Raw genomic sequence first — 17,118 nt, forward strand, 5'->3', positions numbered from 1 at the left:
CCGGCGTCCCGGACCGCGGTCCGGTGCGCCAATTAACGAACGGCTTTTCAACGGGAGGAACGAATGAAACTGCGATTCAAGTCAACAACGGCCATGGGCGCCGCGCTCATGCTGCTTTCGGGACCGGCCTTCGCCGGCATGGATGAGGCGAAAGCCTTCCTCGACGCCGAGATCGGCGATGTCTCCACCCTGTCGCGCGCCGATCAGGAAGCGGAGATGCAATGGTTCATCGACGCCGCCAAGCCCTTCGCGGGGATGGAGATCAAGGTGGTTTCGGAAACCATCACCACGCATGAGTATGAATCGAAGGTGCTTGCCCCCGCCTTCACCGCCATCACCGGCATCAAGATCACCCATGACCTGATCGGCGAAGGCGACGTCGTCGAAAAGCTTCAGACCCAGATGCAGTCGGGCGAGAACATCTATGACGCCTATGTCAACGACAGCGACCTCATCGGCACCCACTGGCGCTATCAGCAGGTCCGCGACCTGACCGACTGGATGGCGGGCGAGGGTGTGGATGTCACCAACCCCGGCCTCGACATCGCCGATTTCATCGGGGCGAGCTTTACCACCGCGCCGGACGGCAAGCTTTATCAGCTTCCCGACCAGCAGTTCGCGAACCTCTACTGGTTCCGCTACGACTGGTTCAACGACCAGAAGACCAAGGACGATTTCAAGGCCAAGTATGGCTACGACCTTGGCGTTCCGGTCAACTGGTCGGCCTATGAGGATATTGCCGAGTTCTTCACCGGGCGCGACATGTCCTATATGGGCGGCCCGAAAAGCGCCTATGGCAACATGGACTATGGCAAGAAGGACCCCTCGCTTGGCTGGCGCTATACCGATGCGTGGATGTCCATGGCCGGTATGGGCGACAAGGGCGAGCCGAACGGCAAGCCGGTCGATGAATGGGGCATCCGCGTCAACGATCAGGATCAGCCGACCGGCTCCTGCGTGGCGCGCGGCGGGGCGACCAACGATGCCGCCGCCGTCTATGCCGTGACCAAGGCGGTGGACTGGCTGCAAAAGTATTCGCCGCCCGCCGCCGCCGGCATGACCTTCTCCGAGGCCGGGCCGGTTCCGGCGCAGGGTGAGGTCGCGCAGCAGATGTTCTGGTACACCGCCTTCACCGCCGACATGGTCAAGCCCGGCCTGCCGGTGATGAACGACGATGGCACGCCGAAATGGCGCATGGCCCCCTCGCCGCATGGTGCGTACTGGGAACAGGGCATGAAGGTCGGCTATCAGGATGCCGGTTCCTGGACGCTGATGAAGTCGACCCCGGTGGACCGCGCCAAGGCCGCCTGGCTTTACGCGCAGTTCGTGGTGTCCAAGACCGTGGACGTCAAGAAATCGGACGTCGGCCTGACCTTCATCCGCGAATCCACCATCGACAGCCAGCACTTCTCTGATCGCGCGCCGCAACTGGGCGGTTTGATCGAGTTCTACCGCTCGCCCGCGCGCGTTCAGTGGTCGCCGACCGGCACCAACGTGCCGGACTATCCGAAGCTCGCGCAGCTTTGGTGGCAGAATATCGGTGACGCCATGTCGGGCGCCAAGAGCCCGCAGGAAGCGCTGGATTCGCTCTGCGCCGATCAGGAAAAGGTGCTTGAGCGGCTTGAGCGTGCCGGTGTCCAGGGCGACAAGGGGCCGAAGCTGAACGAGGAACACGACCTCGCCTACTGGGCCAATGTCGCGAAGGAAAACGGCACCCTTGCCCCGCGCGAGAAGCTGGAAAACGAAAAGCCGACGCCGGAAACGGTCAGCTATGATGAGCTGATCAAGTCCTGGCAGTAAGCTTATCCCGGCCGGGGCCTTTGATCGGGTCCCGGCCGACACTTTTCGTCCCAGGGCCGCGCGACGGTCTGCTATGCCTTGGGAAAAGGCGCATTGAGGAAAGACATGACCCAGATTCTGGCCATTGATCAGGGAACCACTTCGACACGGGCGATCCTTTTCGATGGCAGCCTGTCAGCCGTCGCCTCGGCGCAGGAAGAATTCACGCAGCATTACCCCGCAAGCGGCTGGGTCGAACACGACCCGATGGACCTGTGGACCACGACCGCCTCTACCTGCCGCGCGGCGATCGACCGCGCCGGGGCGGGGCCGGAACGGATCGCGGCCATCGGCATCACCAACCAGCGGGAAACGACCATCGTCTGGGACCGCAAGACCGGCAAGCCGGTCTGCAACGCCATCGTCTGGCAGGACCGGCGCACATCCGATCTTTGCAAGGCGCTGAAATCCGAAGGGTTCGAGGATGTCGTGACCGAACGGACCGGGCTGCTGCTTGACCCCTATTTCTCGGGGACGAAACTGGCCTGGATTCTCGACAACATCGACGGCGCCCGCGCGCGGGCCGAAGCCGGGGACCTGCTGTTCGGCACGGTCGACAGCTGGCTTGTGTGGAACCTGACCGGGGGCAAGGCGCATGTCACCGACGCGACCAATGCCGCGCGGACGCTGCTTTACGACATCCGCAAGGGGCGCTGGTCGCGGACGATCTGCGACCGGCTGAACATCCCCATGGCGATGCTGCCCGAGGTGCGCGACTGCGCCGCCGATTTCGGCGAAACCCGGCCCGACCTCTTCGGCCGCCCCATCCCGATCCTCGGCATCGCGGGCGATCAGCAGGCGGCGACCGTGGGGCAGGCCTGTTTCAAGCCCGGCATGATGAAATCCACCTACGGCACGGGCTGCTTCGCGCTTCTGAATACTGGCGAGGTGCCGGTGCGGTCGAAGAACCGGCTTCTGACGACGATTGCCTATCAGCTTGACGGCAAGCCAACCTATGCGCTGGAAGGGTCGATCTTCATCGCCGGGGCCGTGGTCCAATGGCTGCGCGACGGGCTGAAGATCATCGGCAATGCGGGGGAGACGCAAGGCCTCGCCGAACGCGCCGACCCTGGCCAGCAGGTCATACTCGTCCCCGCCTTCACCGGCCTTGGCGCGCCCTACTGGAACGCGGAAAGCCGGGGCGCGGTCTTTGGCCTGACCCGCAATTCCGGCCCCGCCGAACTGGCCCGCGCCGCGCTGGAAAGCGTCGGCTTCCAGACCCGCGACCTGCTTGAGGCGATGCGCGCCGACTGGACCGGGGCGGGTGACACCGCGCTGCGGGTGGATGGCGGGATGAGCGCGTCTGCCTTCACCATGCAGTTCCTGGCCGACATCATCGACGCGCCGGTCGAACGCCCGCGCATCCTTGAGACGACCGCGATGGGCGCCGCTTGGCTGGCCGGTCAGCGGGCCGGTATCCTGCCCGGCATGGCGGAATTCGCCGCAAGCTGGACCGCCGACACGCGGTTCGAGCCGAAGATGGAGGAAGGCGCGCGGGCGGTCCGCTACGCGGCCTGGAAACGCGCCGTCGCGGCGACCCTGTCCTTCGCCGAATAGGCCGCGCTATCCGTCCCGCAGCGCCGCGGCCGAGGCGGCGACACGCGCCATCAGTGCCTTCAAAGTCCCGATTTCCGTATCGCTCAGATCAGCCAGAAGCTTTTCTTCCAGCGCGATCATCTGCGGGACCAGCGTCTCATAAACCTCCCGCCCGCTGCGTGACAGCCGAAGCAGACGGCTCCGCGCGTCGGCCTTGTTGGCGCGTTCCGCGATCCAGCCGCGCCCGCGCAGCGCCGTGATCGCGCGACTGACGGAAACCTTGTCCATGCTCGACGCCGCGACGATGTCGCTGGCCGTCATCGCGGGGTTCTGGCCAAGGATCGCCATGGTCCGCCATTCATAGCGCTTCATCCCGAAGGGTTCTTCGTAAAGCCCCGACACCGCGCCGCTGACATGGGTGTAGAAGACCCGCGCGAGATAGGGAAAGAAGGCCTGCAACATGAAATCGGGGGTCCCGGCTGCCCCGTGGCTTTTCGTATCCGCTGACTGATCCATATCCACCCGGTCTTTTCCCGATCCCGTACCCCTCACCAGCGGCGATGCTATCGGTCGCCCCTCCGGTTGAAAAGTGGTTTCCGCTGAAATTTCCTGTTGACATAGTTTCAGATGAAACTACTTTTGCCGTTGTCAGACGGTGGCACAGACCACCAAATGCGACAGGGGAGGAGAGAATGTCGATCAACGAGGCGCCCGAAACGGCGCAGCAACTCTATCTGCCGGGGCTTGCGCCCGTCTATGCGGGTTTGCAGGACATCGCCTGGCTGGGCCTTCGGGTCGTGACCGGCGCGCTTTTGCTGCCGCACGGGGCGCAGAAGCTTTTTGGCGCCTTCGGTGGCGGCGGGCTGGACGGGACCGCGAAGTTCTTCGAAAGCGTCGGCTATGCCGCGCCATCTTTCATGGCGCTTCTGGTCGGTGTCATCGAGTTCTTTGGCGGGCTGTGCCTGGTCTTCGGCTTCCTGACCCGCCCGGCCGCCATCGCCGTGGCGATCTTCATGGCCTTCGCGGTTCAGTTCCATGCGGCCAACGGTTTCTTCTGGATCGCCAAGGGGTTCGAATATCCGCTGTTCTGGGGCATGGCCGCGCTTTTCTTCGCCATCCGGGGCGGGGGCGCCCTGTCCATCGACCGCAAGCTCGGGCGGGAGTTCTGAGCAGCCTTCAACGACACCAAAGTTCAACAATGGGAAACGCACATGAAGAACGAAAAGAACAGGGTGCTGCGGTCACTGATGGCCGCAAGCGTTTCGGCAATCGGCCTTATGGTCGGCGCCGCACATGCGGAAGAACTCGTGATGTCCTCCTGGCTGCCGCCCACGCATCCGCTGGTCACGAAGGTCATGCAGCCCTGGGCCGATGAGGTCGCGAAGGTCACCGAAGGCCGCGTGACCGTCCGCATCCTGCCAAGCCCCCTCGGCCCGCCGCCCGCCGCCTTCGACCTGGCCGTCGACGGGATCGCGGACATCACCTACGGGCTTCAGTCCTTTTCCAAGGACGCGCGGTTCCAGCGGTCGGAGATCGGGCAATTCTCCTTCCTCGGCAACACCGCCGAAAAGACCTCGACCGCGTTCTGGACGGTCTATGCGGGCGATCTGGACGCGCAGGCCGAACATCAGGGGACAAAGCTTCTGTCGCTGTGGGTTCACGGGCCGGGCATGTTCCACAACAACGCCCGCAAGATCGAAAAGCCCGAGGATTTTCAGGGCCTGAAGATCCGCGTGCCGGGCGGCTATATCGCCGATCTTGTCGCCGAGCTGGGCGCCACGACACAGTTCATGGGGCCGGGCGAGGTGTTCGAGAAGCTGTCGAACCACGTCATCGACGGCGTGACCTTCCCGATGGAGGCGCTGAACTCCTTCAACCTCGCCCCGCATCTGACCAACACGCTGAAGGTCGATGGCGGGATCTACAACACCACCTGGTTTCTGGTGATGAACGAGGGCAGATGGGACGGGCTGTCCGATCAGGACAAGGCCGCGATCGAGGGCATCTCTGGTGCCACGCTTTCGGCCAAGGCCGGTGTCGTCTGGGATGAGGCCGATCAGGCCGGTATCGCGGCAGCAGAGGCGGCCAAGGTTTCCATGGACGACGCACCGCCCGAGGTTCTGGCCCATATCCAGACCATCGCTGCGGCGCATGAAGCCGCCTGGTCGGAAAAGCTGGCGGCGCAGGGGTTTGACGGTCCGGCCGCGCTGGCCCGGATCCGCGAACTGGCGGCCGACTGATATGGCGCTGCCGCCTGACACAAGGGATGGCCGGACCCAAAGGGTCTGGCCTGCCGTCCAGAAGGGACTTGGCCTTCTCTGCGCGCTCCTTCTGGTCGCGATGATGTGCCTGACCGGGGCCGATGTTATCGCGCGCTATGTCTTCAATGCGCCGATCCGGGGGGCGTTTGAGCTGACCGAGATCCTGCTGGCCTGCCTTGTCTTCACGGCGCTTCCGATCACCACAGGCGCGCGCGAACATATCGAGGTGGAACTCTTCGACCCCAAATCGCGCGCCAGGCGCCGCCTTTTGGGCGCGATCGCAACACTCAGCGGGATCGCCGTCTTCGGCCTGCTGGCGGTCGAGATCTTTGCCTATGCCGGCCGGATGGCGAAATACGGTCAGGTCACCAACTCGCTCCAGATACCGCTTGCCTATGTGGGCTACATCGCCGCCTTCGGCTCTGCGCTTTGCGTGGCGGTGCTGGTCCTTGTCCGAAATCCGCGTTCCTGAGGGGCCTTCATGCTCGCTTCGATCCTTGGCTTTGCGGCGCTCTTCGCCCTCGTCCTGCTGCGCATCCCCATCGCTTTCGCGATGATCCTCGTCGGCACGGCCGGGTTCGCGGCGCTGAGAAACTGGCATGCAAGTCTGACGCTGACCGGCAATGCGGCCTTTGACACGGTCCTGTCCTTCACGCTGGCGGTGATCCCGCTTTTCGTCCTGATGGGCAACTTCCTGACCATCTCCGGTGTGTCGGATGCGCTCTTTTCATCGGCGCACAGGCTCTTGCACCGCTTGCGCGGGGGGCTGGCCATGTCGACGGTCGTGGCCTGCGGCGGGTTTTCCGCTGTCTGCGGATCGTCGCTGGCCACCGCCGCGACCATGTCGAAGGTCGCGATGCCGACGATGCGGAAATCGGGCTATGACGACAGCCTTGCCACCGGCTCCATCGCGGCGGGGGGGACGCTTGGCATCCTGATCCCGCCCTCGGTCGTCCTCATCATCTACGGGCTTCTGACCGAGGCCGACATCGGCAAGCTTTTTATCGCGGGCATCCTGCCGGGTCTTCTGGGCGTGGTGATGTATGTCCTTGCCGTCGCGGTCACGGTGCGCCTGCGCCCCGGCCTTGCCCCGACCGAGGCCGACAGCACACCGATGACCGGGCATGAACTGCGCGGCGTCATCCTTGTGATCGCGCTCTTCGCGGTCATCATGATCGGGATTTACGGCGGCATCTTCAGCCCGTCCGAGGCGGCAGCCATCGGCGCGCTGTCCTCGGCCATCATCGCGGCGACGACACCGAAGATGACGCCGGGCCGGATGCTGGGCGCCTGCACCGACGCGGCCCGGACGACGGCGATGATCTTCGCCCTCATCATCGGCGCGCAGGTCTTTTCGAACTTCGTCAGCTATGCGGGCCTGCCCGCCGCGATCCTCGAATGGGTCACGGGGATGCAGCTTGGCCCCTATACCGTGATCTTCGCGCTGGTCGTGATCTACATCGTTCTTGGTGCGGTGCTGGAAAGCCTGTCGATGATCCTGCTGACGGTGCCTGTCTTCTACCCGCTGGTGATGTCGCTCGACTTCGGCGGTGGCTGGCTGTCGGACCCGTCGCATGTCGCGATCTGGTTCGGCATCCTCGTTGTGGTCGTGACCGAGATCAGCCTGATCTCCCCCCCGATCGGCCTTAACGTCTTCGTGTTGCGCAGCGTGCTGACCGACGTGCCGCTGGGCACTATCTTCAAGGGTATCCTGCCGTTCTGGATCGCGGACCTTCTGCGCCTTGCCATCCTGATCGCACTGCCCGTGGTTTCCCTTCTTCTCATAGGCTGAGGTAACATGACCGACCCCCTGAACCCGATGACCGTCGCCCCCTCGCTCCCCGGCCCGCATCAGGGCTACATGCCGGGCTTTGGCAATGATTTTGAGACGGAGGCGCTGCCGGGCGCCCTGCCGCAGGGCATGAATTCGCCGCAGAAATGCAACTATGGGCTTTACGGCGAGCAGCTCTCCGGCACCGCCTTCACCGCGCCGAGCCATCAGAACGAACGGACCTGGTGCTACCGCATCCGGCCCTCGGTCAAGCATTCCTCGCGCTATGAGAAGATCGCGCTGCCCTATTGGCAAAGCGCGCCCCATGTCGTCGATGATGTGATCTCTCTGGGCCAATACCGCTGGGACGCGGTGCCGCACTCGGACGAAACGCTGACCTGGCTGACGGGCATGCGGACCATGACCACGGCGGGGGACGTCAACACCCAGGTGGGCATGGCCAGCCACATCTACCTGGTGACCGCGTCGATGGTGGACGAATATTTCTACTCCGCCGACAGCGAATTGCTCGTCGTCCCGCAGGAGGGGCGGCTGCGCTTCTGCACCGAGTTGGGCATCATCGACCTTGAGCCGAAGGAAATCGCCATCCTGCCGCGCGGGCTTCTCTACCGGGTGGAGCTGATCGACGGCCCGGCGCGCGGCTTCGTCTGCGAGAACTACGGGCAGAAATTCGAACTGCCCGGCCGCGGTCCCATCGGCGCCAACTGCATGGCCAACCGCCGCGATTTCAAGACCCCCGTCGCCGCCTTCGAGGATCGCGAGGCGCCCTCAACCGTCACGATCAAGTGGTGCGGCCAGTTTCATGAAACGAAGATCGGCCACAGCCCGCTCGACGTCGTGGCATGGCACGGGAACTACGCGCCGGTGAAATATGACCTGCGCACCTATTGCCCCGTCGGCGCGATCCTGTTCGATCACCCCGACCCGTCGATCTTCACCGTCCTGACCGCGCCTTCCGGCGTGCCGGGGACCGCGAATATCGACTTTGTCCTGTTCCGTGAACGCTGGATGGTGATGGAAAACACCTTCCGCCCGCCCTGGTACCACAAGAACGTCATGTCCGAACTGATGGGCAACATCTACGGCCAGTATGACGCGAAACCGCAGGGCTTCGTGCCGGGGGGGATGAGCCTGCACAACATGATGCTGCCCCACGGGCCAGACCGCGAGGCCTTCGACAAGGCGTCGAATACGGCGCTGAAGCCCGAAAAGCTCGACAACACCATGTCCTTCATGTTTGAAACCCGCTTCCCGCAGCACCTGACCGAATTCGCCGCGAAAGAGGCGCCGTTGCAGGACGACTACATCGACTGCTGGGAAAGCATCGAGAAAAAGTTCGACGGCACGCCGGGCAAGAAATGAAGCTTTACGGCTACTGGCGTTCGACGGCCGCCTACCGCGTTCGGATCGCGCTGAACCTCAAGGGGGTGCGCTACGACAACGTGGCCGTCGATCTGTCGCGCGGGGATCAGAACCGGGTGGACTACGCGGGCCTGAACCCGGCCCGTCTGGTGCCCGCGCTTGAGTTGGAGGACGGCACGGTCCTGACGCAATCGCTGGCGATCATCGACTGGCTTGAGGGACGGTATCCGACCCCCGCGCTGGTGCCTGACGATCCGCTGCTTCGCGCGCGCGTTCTGGCCATGGCGCAGGTGATCGCAAGCGACATTCATCCCATCAACAACCTGCGTGTGGTGCAGGCGCTGGGGCAGCGTTTCAACGCCACGGCGGCGCAGCGGGCAGGGTGGATGCGCCACTGGATGCGGCTCGGCCTCGACCTGCTGGAACGCGAGGTGGACCCTGCGACCGCCTTCGCCTTCACCGAGACGCCCACCCTTGCCGACATCTGTCTTGTCGCGCAGCTTTACAACGCCCGCCGCTGGGAGATGGACCTGCGGCCCTATCCGACGCTTCTGAAGATCGACGCCGCCGCCGCGCAGATCCCCGCCTTCCGAGACGCGGCGCCCAAAGCCCAACCAGATTCCGTGTTAACCTGAGAAAACCATGCCCCTGCTAAGATCCTGCATCCCCTCGGCCAACGACCCGGATGGCCCCTTCCCCCTCAACAACCTGCCCTATGGCGTCTTCTCCACCGAAGACGGAGCGCGGCGCTGCGGGACGGCCATCGGGGACAGTATCCTCGACCTGACAGCGCTTGAGGCGGCGGGGCTTCTGACGGCGGCGGCGCAGCCGGTGCTGGGCGATGACGGCTGGAACGATTTCATGGCGCTTGGCCCGGATGTCTGGGACGGTTACCGCGCGAAGTTGCAGGCGATGCTGGCCGAGGGGGCCGATGCCGACCGGCTTTCGCCCTACCTTGTCCCGATGCCTTTGACGCGGATGCACATGCCCTTTCGCGTGTCCGAATACACCGATTTCTACGCCAGCCGCCACCATGCCGAAAACGTCGGCACGATGTTTCGCGGCAAGGAAAACGCGCTGCCGCCGAACTGGCTGTCGATCCCCATCGGCTATAACGGCCGCGCCTCCTCCGTCGTCGTGTCAGGCACGCCGGTGCGCCGCCCGCGCGGGCAGGTGAAGGGGCCGGAGGACGACCTGCCGCGCTTCGCCCCCTCGGCGCGTTTTGATATCGAGCTTGAGATGGGCGCAATCGTCGGCATCCCGTCTGACGGGCCGGTTTCGGTGGCCGACGCGGACCGGATGATCTTCGGCTATGTCCTTCTGAATGATTGGTCCGCGCGCGACATTCAGGCCTGGGAATACCAACCGCTCGGCCCGTTTCAATCGAAGGCGACGGCAACCACGATCAGCCCGTGGATCGTGACCAGGGCGGCGCTTGAGCCGTTTCGCGCCCCGACCCCGCCGCGCCTCCGCCCGCTGCTCCCCTATCTTCAGGAACCGGGGCCGATGCTCTATAATGTGGACCTTGCCGTGACCCTCGCGCCCGAAGGCCATGACGCCACCACCATCATCCGCACCAATTACCGCGAGATGTACTATTCCGCCGCCCAGCAGCTTGCGCATCACACAAGCTGCGGCTGCCCGATGCGGACCGGCGACCTGCTCGGCTCCGGCACGATCTCGGGACCCGAGAAGGGCAGCCGGGGGTCGCTGCTGGAACTCAGCTGGGGCGGGACGGAGCCTGTGCAACTGGACGGCGGCCAGACGCGGACCTTCCTTCAGGACGGCGACACGCTGACCCTGTCGGGCCGGGCGGTGGGTGACGGCTATGTCGTCGGCTTTGGCACCTGCACCGGACAGGTTCTGCCCGCGGAATAAGGCGCCGCCCGGTCAGGCGGTGCGGACGATCTTTACCCGCGCCGACAGCGCATGGCGGCGCAGCGTCAGGCCCGGCTGCACAAGGCTGGCCTGACCCCAGTCGTCGCGCAGCGCCCCCTGATTGGCGGCATGGCGCGCGCTGCCGTCGGCCTGCATCCCGAAGGCGTAGGCAAGGTGCAGCCCCTCTCCCTCGGGCGCCTTGTTCAGGACCAGCCTCACCTTGCGCCCCTCGGCATGGACGGCGGTGATCCTGGGATCGTTCACCGCGCCTTCGATGGCAAAGCCATGCGGCCCGTCCCCCAGCACCAGATCGCCGAGGGCGGAAAACTCTGCCGTCACCGTGCGGGCGGACAGGCCCGCGAACCGCATCAGCGGGCATTGCCAGCGCCGCCCCGCGCGGATCTGCGCCAGGGCGAGGTGGCAAAGCTCGTCGATGGCCAGAAGCGCCTCGGGCGTGTGGCTGGCGGGCAGGTCGGGGGACATCGCGAAGGGGTATTTCGGCGTCGCCACGATAAAGCCCAGCCGGGGATGGTCGACGGAAAGCCGCCCTTCGGCAAGGATCACGCCCGCGCGCCCGTCCTTGCGGCTGCCGGCCGATTGCGCGACGATCAGCGGCGGAAAGCTCGCCTGCCCGGTGATCGCGGTGATGTCGCGGCGCAGGCGCTGCGCCACATCGGCATAATGGGCGTCCGCCGCGCCCTCATCCGGGCCATCCGCGCCGCGCAGCGCCTCGGCCGCCAGAAGGGCCAGCGTGACCCGGTCGACGAACAGCGCCTTGTCCCAGGGCCGCAGCGCGTGGCGGGCATTTTCGATCCCCTCCAGCAGGTTCCGGTAGGGCGCGGCCTTGCCCTCGGCCTCGGCCGCCGTCAGGCCGGGGCGGTCGCCTGCCACCGCGATGATCGTCGGCAGGGCGAGACCGGCGGCGCGGTGATAGCTTTGCGCAATCGCACCCTGGGCGCGGGCGGCGCCGTCCGGGGCGTTGCCGTCCAGCGCCGGGTCGATGACGTGGTAAGGGAAGCGTTCGGGCAGGGGCCGGGGGATATTTCCGCCGCCGCCGCCGAAATGCACCGTTGCCAGCGCCAGGTCGGCGCTTTGGGGCAATACCTTGCCGCCGCGATCCTCGAACCCTTCGACGCGGCCCCCGTCAAGATCGGACATGAAGCGCAGCACGCCGGTGGGGGTTTCTTCCAGCATCCAGACATTCCCCCGCGTCCGGGGCGCGCGGGCGGGTGTGTGGCCGGGTGAAGGCTCCGGCGCTGTGGCACTATGGCTGGTCGCGGCGGTACGCGCCGGGGCAGGGGGCGGAGCGGAGGGGGCGCGTGCCTCAGGCTCCCCCTCCTTGTCGTCGCCATCCTCCCCCCAGCCCTCCGAGGCGGCGGCCTCGGCCGCGGCCTGAAGGCGGCGCTGGCGGAAGGCGGCGGTGAAGCGGGGGATCAGGCTGTCCCGGTCCCGTTCGGCCAGATACGCCTCGATATTGCGGCGGTACAGCAGCACGTCCTTGCGGTTGCGGATCATCGCCGCGAAGCCGACCGGGGTCAGCGTCCCGGCGATCGCCGCCTCCATGACCTTGCGCAGCTTCTCCATCCGGCGCAGGACGACCGCCGACTTGTGGCCAAGGCCCGGCGCGCGCAGATGGACAAGCCGGTCCTGCGGCAGGCGGGCGATATGGGCCACGTCCGGTCCGAAAAACGGATCGTAAAGGACATAGGCCTTGCCGACGCCGCCAAGCGTCGTCGCGGCATCGGCGCGCGGCAGGGTCCAGTCCCGCGCCTGACCCTTCACGAAGCGGGTTTCCCAAGGCACGATCCCGGTATCCAGCGTCGATTGCGGCGACAGCGCCACCACGGTCGCGCCCGGTGCAAGGTCGGCGAAGGCCAGCGCGGCATAGGCGCCCATGGAGGTGCCGATCAGCGCCACCCGGTCGAACCGCGCGAAAAACCCGTCCGCCGCAAGTTTCTCAAGCCGCGCGATGATCCGGGCATCGCGATACCAGGACGGGCCACGGGAATAGACGCCAAGATGGCTCCACCCGTTCTCGCGGATCATCTTTTCGCCCCAGGGGGTGACGTCGTGATAGGGATAGCCCGCGTCGGAAAGGTTGTCGAAAGAGACGACAAGTTGCTGAGTACTGCGTTCGACGAAGGACAGCGCATGTTCGCCCAGACGCTCATAAAACCCGTCGTGCTTCCCTGCGGGGAAGATCTCGGCATACCAGTTCGGCACCCGGTCATGTTCGGCCCAAAGCTGTTCCGGGGTCGGGGTGTCGGACACTGGTATGGCCTCTTCGAAAGGTGGGCTTTGCGCGCGAAAAGACCACAAAGCCCATGGGTTTGGAAGCCGGTCCGGGGGGCTGGGGACAGGTTCGCGGTGCGGTGATGCAACGATGCGTCTACCCTGCGGCGATGCGGGTCTTGCCCGGCCATGGGGGAAGCCACTACTCTGCGCCGCAAGGTCCGGCAGAGGCGGTAACGGTGAGCAGGCGCAAGAACATCCTTCTTCTGGGCATGGATGATGCCTTTGCCTACTGGCGTTATCGCACCGCCTTCGGGGTGGAACTGAAGGCACCGAACCTCGACCGGATTTCCGCCGTGTCGTCGGTCTTTGATGCCGCCTATTGCCAGGTGCCGGTCTGCGGCCCCTCGCGCGCCTCGGCGATGTCGGGGATGGCGCCGCATGACACCGGCGTTTTCGACAATTACACCAATATATTCGAGGTGATGACGCCGGAACAGATGTGGCAGTTCCGCCTGCGGCAGGACGGTTACTACTGTTCCACCGCCGGGAAGATCCATCACGGCTACCGCCCGTTGCCGCCCGAGATCCACGACGTTCTCTATTCCCACCCGGCCTCGCATGTCTTCTTCGGCCCGCCCCGCAACGCGCCGCATGTGAAGCATGGCGGCATCACCGGGGGCGCAGGCACGACCGATCCGCGTGACGATGCCAAGTATTACGATGCACGGTCGGCCAATCACGCGATCCGCTTCTTGCAGGACTATGACGGCGACGCGCCCTTTTACCGCGAGGCGGGCTTTCACCACCCGCATCTGCCCTATCGCACGCCCGACCGCTTCAAGACGATGTACGACGTCGACGCCTTCATCCAGCCGCAGGACTGGGCGGGCGGTTTCGACCTGTCGGCCTTCACCGCCAATTTCATGCAGGAGAACATGGAGACGGCCGAGGCGGTCGACTACTGGAAGGCGTCGGTGCGCAACTACTTCTCTGCCTACAGCCATGTCGATTACCATATCGGCCGCATCTGGGACGCGCTGAAGGCGTCGCGCCATGCCGACAACACCATCGTCGTGGTCTTTTCCGATCACGGCTTCCACCTTGGCGACAAGAACCGTTTCCGCAAGTTCACCCTTTGGGAAGAGGCGACGCGGGTGCCGTTCATCGTGCATGATCCCGACCAGCCGGGGCGGGTGATCGACGATCCCGTGGCGCTGCTGGATATGGGGCCGACGGTCCTTGACTATGCCGGCGTCCGCCCGATGCGCCATTCGCCGGGCAGGTCGGTTCGCCCGCTGGTCGAAGGCGCGCGCGATCCCGACCGCGCGGTGCCGACCTTCTGGTATGGCTCTGCCTCCATCCGCAAGGGGCGCTGGCGGACGACGCTTTATCAGGACGGCAGCGCCGAGTTTCATGACGTGGTCGACGATCCCTGGCTGACCCGGAACCTCGCGGGAAGGGACGTGGCCTATGAACCGATGCGCCAGGCCCTGCATGAGACCTGCCGCGACTACGGTCTGGTGATCGTGGAGGCGGGGGAAGAGGCGACCGAGGCGGCGAGCTATTATTCGCTGCATCAGGGCGCCGCGTCCCCGGCGGAACTTCCGACGAACGGTCTGGTCACGGTGGGCGGCGTCGCGCCGGACCATGCCAGCCCCGGCTACCGGCGGCAATTCGCGACCCTTGCCGGGGATGGCACGATGGCCGTCGCGCCCGGCGTGCGGGAGTTGCTTTTCGCATCCGACGCCTCGGGCGGGGTCGAAAAGTTCGGCGTGACCTGCAACGACGAAGGCAACCGTATCGCCTTTCTCGGCGGGCATCGGCGCTTTGACCTCGATATAACCGGGGGGATGGGAGGTGATACCATCACCGCCTCGCATGATGCGCTGTCAGTGCGGCTGGGGCCGGGGGACAATCTGGTGCATGCCGGTGTTTCGGACGGCGTGATATGGGGCGGCACCGGGGCCGATGTTATCAACTGCCATGCCGGCAACAATGAGGTGCATGGCGGCGCGGGCGACAGCACCATCACGGGCGGCACCGGCAATGACACGATCTATTCCGGGCAGGGCGACAACCTGATCGTGACCGGGCCGGGGGACAATGCGGTCATGGTCGAGGGCGGCCGCAACCGTATCCTGTGCGGCGAGGGCAACAACCGTCTGGTCTTCCGGCGCGCCGAGCAGCCACAATATGTCGAAGGGTTCGATACCGGGGAGATCGACATCTCTGACTGGATCGGCATGGGGCCGCCGGTGCTGGCGCGCGAGGGGAACGGTGCCGCGCTGACCTGCGGGACCGAAAGGGTGATGTTTACCGATAGCGACTACGACAAGATCGAAGCGGCGATCACCGGGGCGGAGAAATTCGCATGAGCAAGACGAAAACGACCGCGCGCGCGACAGTGAAGCCGACCAAAGCGGCCAAGCCCGCCGCCAAACCCGCACCGAAGCGACCCACGAAGAAGGCGCCAAAGCTCAGCTATACCGAAACCCTGACCGTGCAGGGCGTGTCGATCCCCTTCGTATCCGCCATCATCACGCCGCGCATCGAACGCCCGATGCGCGCCGGGCGCTATGAGGGGGGGGAGGTCATGGCCACCCGCGACATGGTGCGCGCGGGCGACCGGGTTCTGGAACTGGGCGGCGGAGTCGGCCTCGTCTCCACCGTCGCGGCGCAGGTTCCGGGCGTCGAAAAGGTCGTGACAATCGAGGCCAACCCCGACCTTCTACCGCTGATCCGAGAAACACACAGGATCAACGGGGTGGAGAACGTGGAACTGCGCAACGGCGTGGTGGTGCGCGAGGGCGCCGGGCCGGTGGAGTTTTACCTGCGCCCGGATTTCTGGGCATCGAGCATGGAGCCGGAGTCGCGCCCCTATGACCGGGTGGTGTCCCTCTATCCATGGCCGCTGGCCGACCTGATCGCGGAACTTCACCCCACCGTCATCTCCGCCGATATCGAGGGCGGGGAGATCGAGGTCTTCGACGGCGTCGCGCTGGACGGCGTCCGGGTCATCATCATCGAGCTTCATCCGGCGGTTTACGGCAAGGCGGGGGAGCAGCGCATCCTCGACCACCTCGCCTCGCTGGGGTTCAACCCGGATGAACGCTACCTTGCGGGCAGCGTCTGGGTCCTGTCGCGCGAGATCGCGAAACCCGCCGTCGTCGCCCCCGTAGGGCAGCGCGGACTGTCGGACCCGGCCCATGACACGGCCGAACCGCGCTTTGCCATCGCCACATGCATGAAGAACGAAGGGCCCTTCATCCTTGAATGGCTGGCCTATCACCGCGCCATAGGGGTGCAGGATTTCGTCGTCTTCACCAACGATTGCACCGATGGCAGCGACCGTCTGCTGGACCGGCTGGATGAAATGGGGGTGGTCACCCACCTGCCCAATCCGGCCGTGGTGGCCGGGTCGACCTTCTTTCAGCCGCTGGCGATGAAATACGCCGTCCAGATGCCGGTGATCCGCCGGGCGGACTATTTCATCCAGACCGATGTCGATGAATTCATCACCATCCGCGCCGGGAAAGGTCACTTGCGTGACCTGCTGAAGGCGGCCGGGCCGTTCCATGTGCTGTCGGTGTCCGAGGTCAACTTCAACTCCGCCGGGCAATGGGATTTTGCCGATACCTGGATCACCGAAACGTTCCGGGAGCATGAGACCTTTGCGCCGGGCCACTGGCAGGCGCGGCGCGGGGTGAAGTCGATCATCCACGGCATCGACAATTTTGCCACCTGGCCGGTCCACCGCCCCGGCGCGATTGCGGGGCTTGAGGATCGGTACGTCTGGCTTGACGGGTCGGGCAGGCAGGTGCCGGCGGAGTTCATCACCAAGCACGAAAACGGCATCGACCGGCGCGGGCGCTATGAGCTGGTGCAGCTGGACCATCACCCGATCCGCTCGGTCCAGTCCTACCTGATGAAGTTCGATCGCGGCGATGTCGTCACGCCGAAGCGCAATGTCGATCACCACTATTTCCGCCGCCGGTCCATCGGCGGGCAGAGCGAGAACCACATCGCGCGGATACTGCCGCAGGCGCGGGCCGAATGGGCGGCGCTGATGCGCGACGGCAAGGTGGCGGATCTGCACCGCCAGACCGTCGCGGCGCATGAAGCGCGGATTGCGGAGATCGAGACGCGGCCGGAACTTGCGGAACTGCGTGAGTGGATCAGGGCGACCTATTTTCCGGGACGGGCGGCCGAATAGGG

At 65.3% G+C, this 17,118-nt stretch carries 13 protein-coding genes; 11 read left to right on the top strand and 2 right to left on the bottom strand.

Going from position 1 to position 17,118, the window contains the following annotated elements; translation table 11 throughout:
* The first annotated feature begins 63 nt into the window (after positions 1–63).
* The gene (locus tag LX70_RS13975) at positions 64–1,800 is read left to right on the top strand and encodes an ABC transporter substrate-binding protein (RefSeq protein ID WP_170076198.1); all 1,737 of its coding nucleotides are present in this window, start codon (positions 64–66) and stop codon (positions 1,798–1,800) included.
* A gap of 105 nt (positions 1,801–1,905) precedes the next feature.
* Positions 1,906–3,396, top strand: coding sequence for a glycerol kinase GlpK (gene glpK, locus LX70_RS13980; RefSeq protein ID WP_105515401.1), 1,491 nt, complete (start codon positions 1,906–1,908; stop codon positions 3,394–3,396).
* A 6-nt stretch (positions 3,397–3,402) separates the two neighbouring features.
* Here the strand turns inward: glpK and LX70_RS13985 are convergent, their stop codons facing one another.
* Positions 3,403–3,891: a MarR family winged helix-turn-helix transcriptional regulator gene (locus tag LX70_RS13985; RefSeq protein WP_105515402.1), complete on the bottom strand. Its 489-nt coding sequence runs from the start codon at positions 3,889–3,891 to the stop codon at positions 3,403–3,405.
* Positions 3,892–4,067: 176 nt separating this feature from the next.
* On the opposite strand from LX70_RS13985, the gene LX70_RS13990 reads away from it, so the two are divergent.
* The 7 genes from LX70_RS13990 to fahA are packed head-to-tail and all read left to right on the top strand — an operon-like array spanning position 4,068 to position 10,668.
* Positions 4,068–4,544 carry a DoxX family protein gene (locus LX70_RS13990; RefSeq protein ID WP_105515403.1) on the top strand — a complete coding sequence of 159 codons (477 nt, stop codon included), beginning with the start codon at positions 4,068–4,070 and terminating at the stop codon, positions 4,542–4,544.
* Positions 4,545–4,586: 42 nt separating this feature from the next.
* Positions 4,587–5,615, top strand: a complete 1,029-nt coding sequence (locus LX70_RS13995) for a TRAP transporter substrate-binding protein (protein WP_245885095.1) — start codon at positions 4,587–4,589, stop codon at positions 5,613–5,615.
* 1 nt (position 5,616) lies between these two features.
* Positions 5,617–6,108, top strand: a complete 492-nt coding sequence (locus LX70_RS14000; RefSeq protein ID WP_170076199.1) for a TRAP transporter small permease — start codon at positions 5,617–5,619, stop codon at positions 6,106–6,108.
* Between the two features lie 9 nt (positions 6,109–6,117).
* Positions 6,118–7,428 carry a TRAP transporter large permease gene (locus LX70_RS14005; RefSeq protein WP_105515405.1) on the top strand — a complete coding sequence of 437 codons (1,311 nt, stop codon included), beginning with the start codon at positions 6,118–6,120 and terminating at the stop codon, positions 7,426–7,428.
* Between the two features lie 6 nt (positions 7,429–7,434).
* The gene (gene hmgA / locus LX70_RS14010) at positions 7,435–8,790 is read left to right on the top strand and encodes a homogentisate 1,2-dioxygenase (protein WP_105515406.1); all 1,356 of its coding nucleotides are present in this window, start codon (positions 7,435–7,437) and stop codon (positions 8,788–8,790) included.
* Positions 8,787–9,425, top strand: coding sequence for a maleylacetoacetate isomerase (maiA, locus tag LX70_RS14015; RefSeq protein ID WP_105515407.1), 639 nt, complete (start codon positions 8,787–8,789; stop codon positions 9,423–9,425). Before hmgA ends, maiA begins: the two co-directional genes overlap by 4 nt.
* A 7-nt stretch (positions 9,426–9,432) precedes the next feature.
* On the top strand, positions 9,433–10,668 hold the full coding sequence (gene fahA / locus LX70_RS14020) for a fumarylacetoacetase (RefSeq protein WP_105515408.1): 1,236 nt from the start codon (positions 9,433–9,435) through the stop codon (positions 10,666–10,668).
* A 12-nt stretch (positions 10,669–10,680) separates the two neighbouring features.
* On the opposite strand, the gene LX70_RS14025 is transcribed toward fahA, so the two are convergent.
* Entirely contained in the window at positions 10,681–12,939 is a 2,259-nt protein-coding gene (locus LX70_RS14025; protein WP_105515409.1) for a hypothetical protein, read from the bottom strand.
* A 200-nt stretch (positions 12,940–13,139) separates the two neighbouring features.
* Here LX70_RS14025 and LX70_RS14030 point away from each other — a divergent pair, with 200 nt between their 5' ends.
* Positions 13,140–15,278 carry a sulfatase-like hydrolase/transferase gene (locus tag LX70_RS14030; RefSeq protein WP_170076200.1) on the top strand — a complete coding sequence of 713 codons (2,139 nt, stop codon included), beginning with the start codon at positions 13,140–13,142 and terminating at the stop codon, positions 15,276–15,278.
* Positions 15,275–17,116, top strand: coding sequence for an FkbM family methyltransferase (locus tag LX70_RS14035; RefSeq protein WP_105515411.1), 1,842 nt, complete (start codon positions 15,275–15,277; stop codon positions 17,114–17,116). The genes LX70_RS14030 and LX70_RS14035 overlap by 4 nt, the downstream gene beginning before the upstream one ends.
* The last annotated feature ends 2 nt before the right edge of the window (positions 17,117–17,118 follow it).

It is taken from the genome of Albidovulum denitrificans (assembly GCF_002973535.1).
Taxonomy (GTDB): Bacteria; Pseudomonadota; Alphaproteobacteria; order Rhodobacterales; family Rhodobacteraceae; genus Albidovulum; species Albidovulum denitrificans.

Excerpts from the sequence above, each read along its gene's own strand:
- LX70_RS13975 (WP_170076198.1), top strand. The coding sequence starts at position 64 with ATGAAACTGCGATTCAAGTCAACAACGGCCATGGGCGCCGCGCTCATG.
- glpK (WP_105515401.1), top strand. The coding sequence starts at position 1,906 with ATGACCCAGATTCTGGCCATTGATCAGGGAACCACTTCGACACGGGCG.
- LX70_RS13985 (WP_105515402.1), bottom strand. The coding sequence starts at position 3,891 with ATGGATCAGTCAGCGGATACGAAAAGCCACGGGGCAGCCGGGACCCCC.
- LX70_RS13990 (WP_105515403.1), top strand. The coding sequence starts at position 4,068 with ATGTCGATCAACGAGGCGCCCGAAACGGCGCAGCAACTCTATCTGCCG.
- LX70_RS13995 (WP_245885095.1), top strand. The coding sequence starts at position 4,587 with ATGAAGAACGAAAAGAACAGGGTGCTGCGGTCACTGATGGCCGCAAGC.
- LX70_RS14000 (WP_170076199.1), top strand. The coding sequence starts at position 5,617 with ATGGCGCTGCCGCCTGACACAAGGGATGGCCGGACCCAAAGGGTCTGG.
- LX70_RS14005 (WP_105515405.1), top strand. The coding sequence starts at position 6,118 with ATGCTCGCTTCGATCCTTGGCTTTGCGGCGCTCTTCGCCCTCGTCCTG.
- hmgA (WP_105515406.1), top strand. The coding sequence starts at position 7,435 with ATGACCGACCCCCTGAACCCGATGACCGTCGCCCCCTCGCTCCCCGGC.
- maiA (WP_105515407.1), top strand. The coding sequence starts at position 8,787 with ATGAAGCTTTACGGCTACTGGCGTTCGACGGCCGCCTACCGCGTTCGG.
- fahA (WP_105515408.1), top strand. The coding sequence starts at position 9,433 with ATGCCCCTGCTAAGATCCTGCATCCCCTCGGCCAACGACCCGGATGGC.
- LX70_RS14035 (WP_105515411.1), top strand. The coding sequence starts at position 15,275 with ATGAGCAAGACGAAAACGACCGCGCGCGCGACAGTGAAGCCGACCAAA.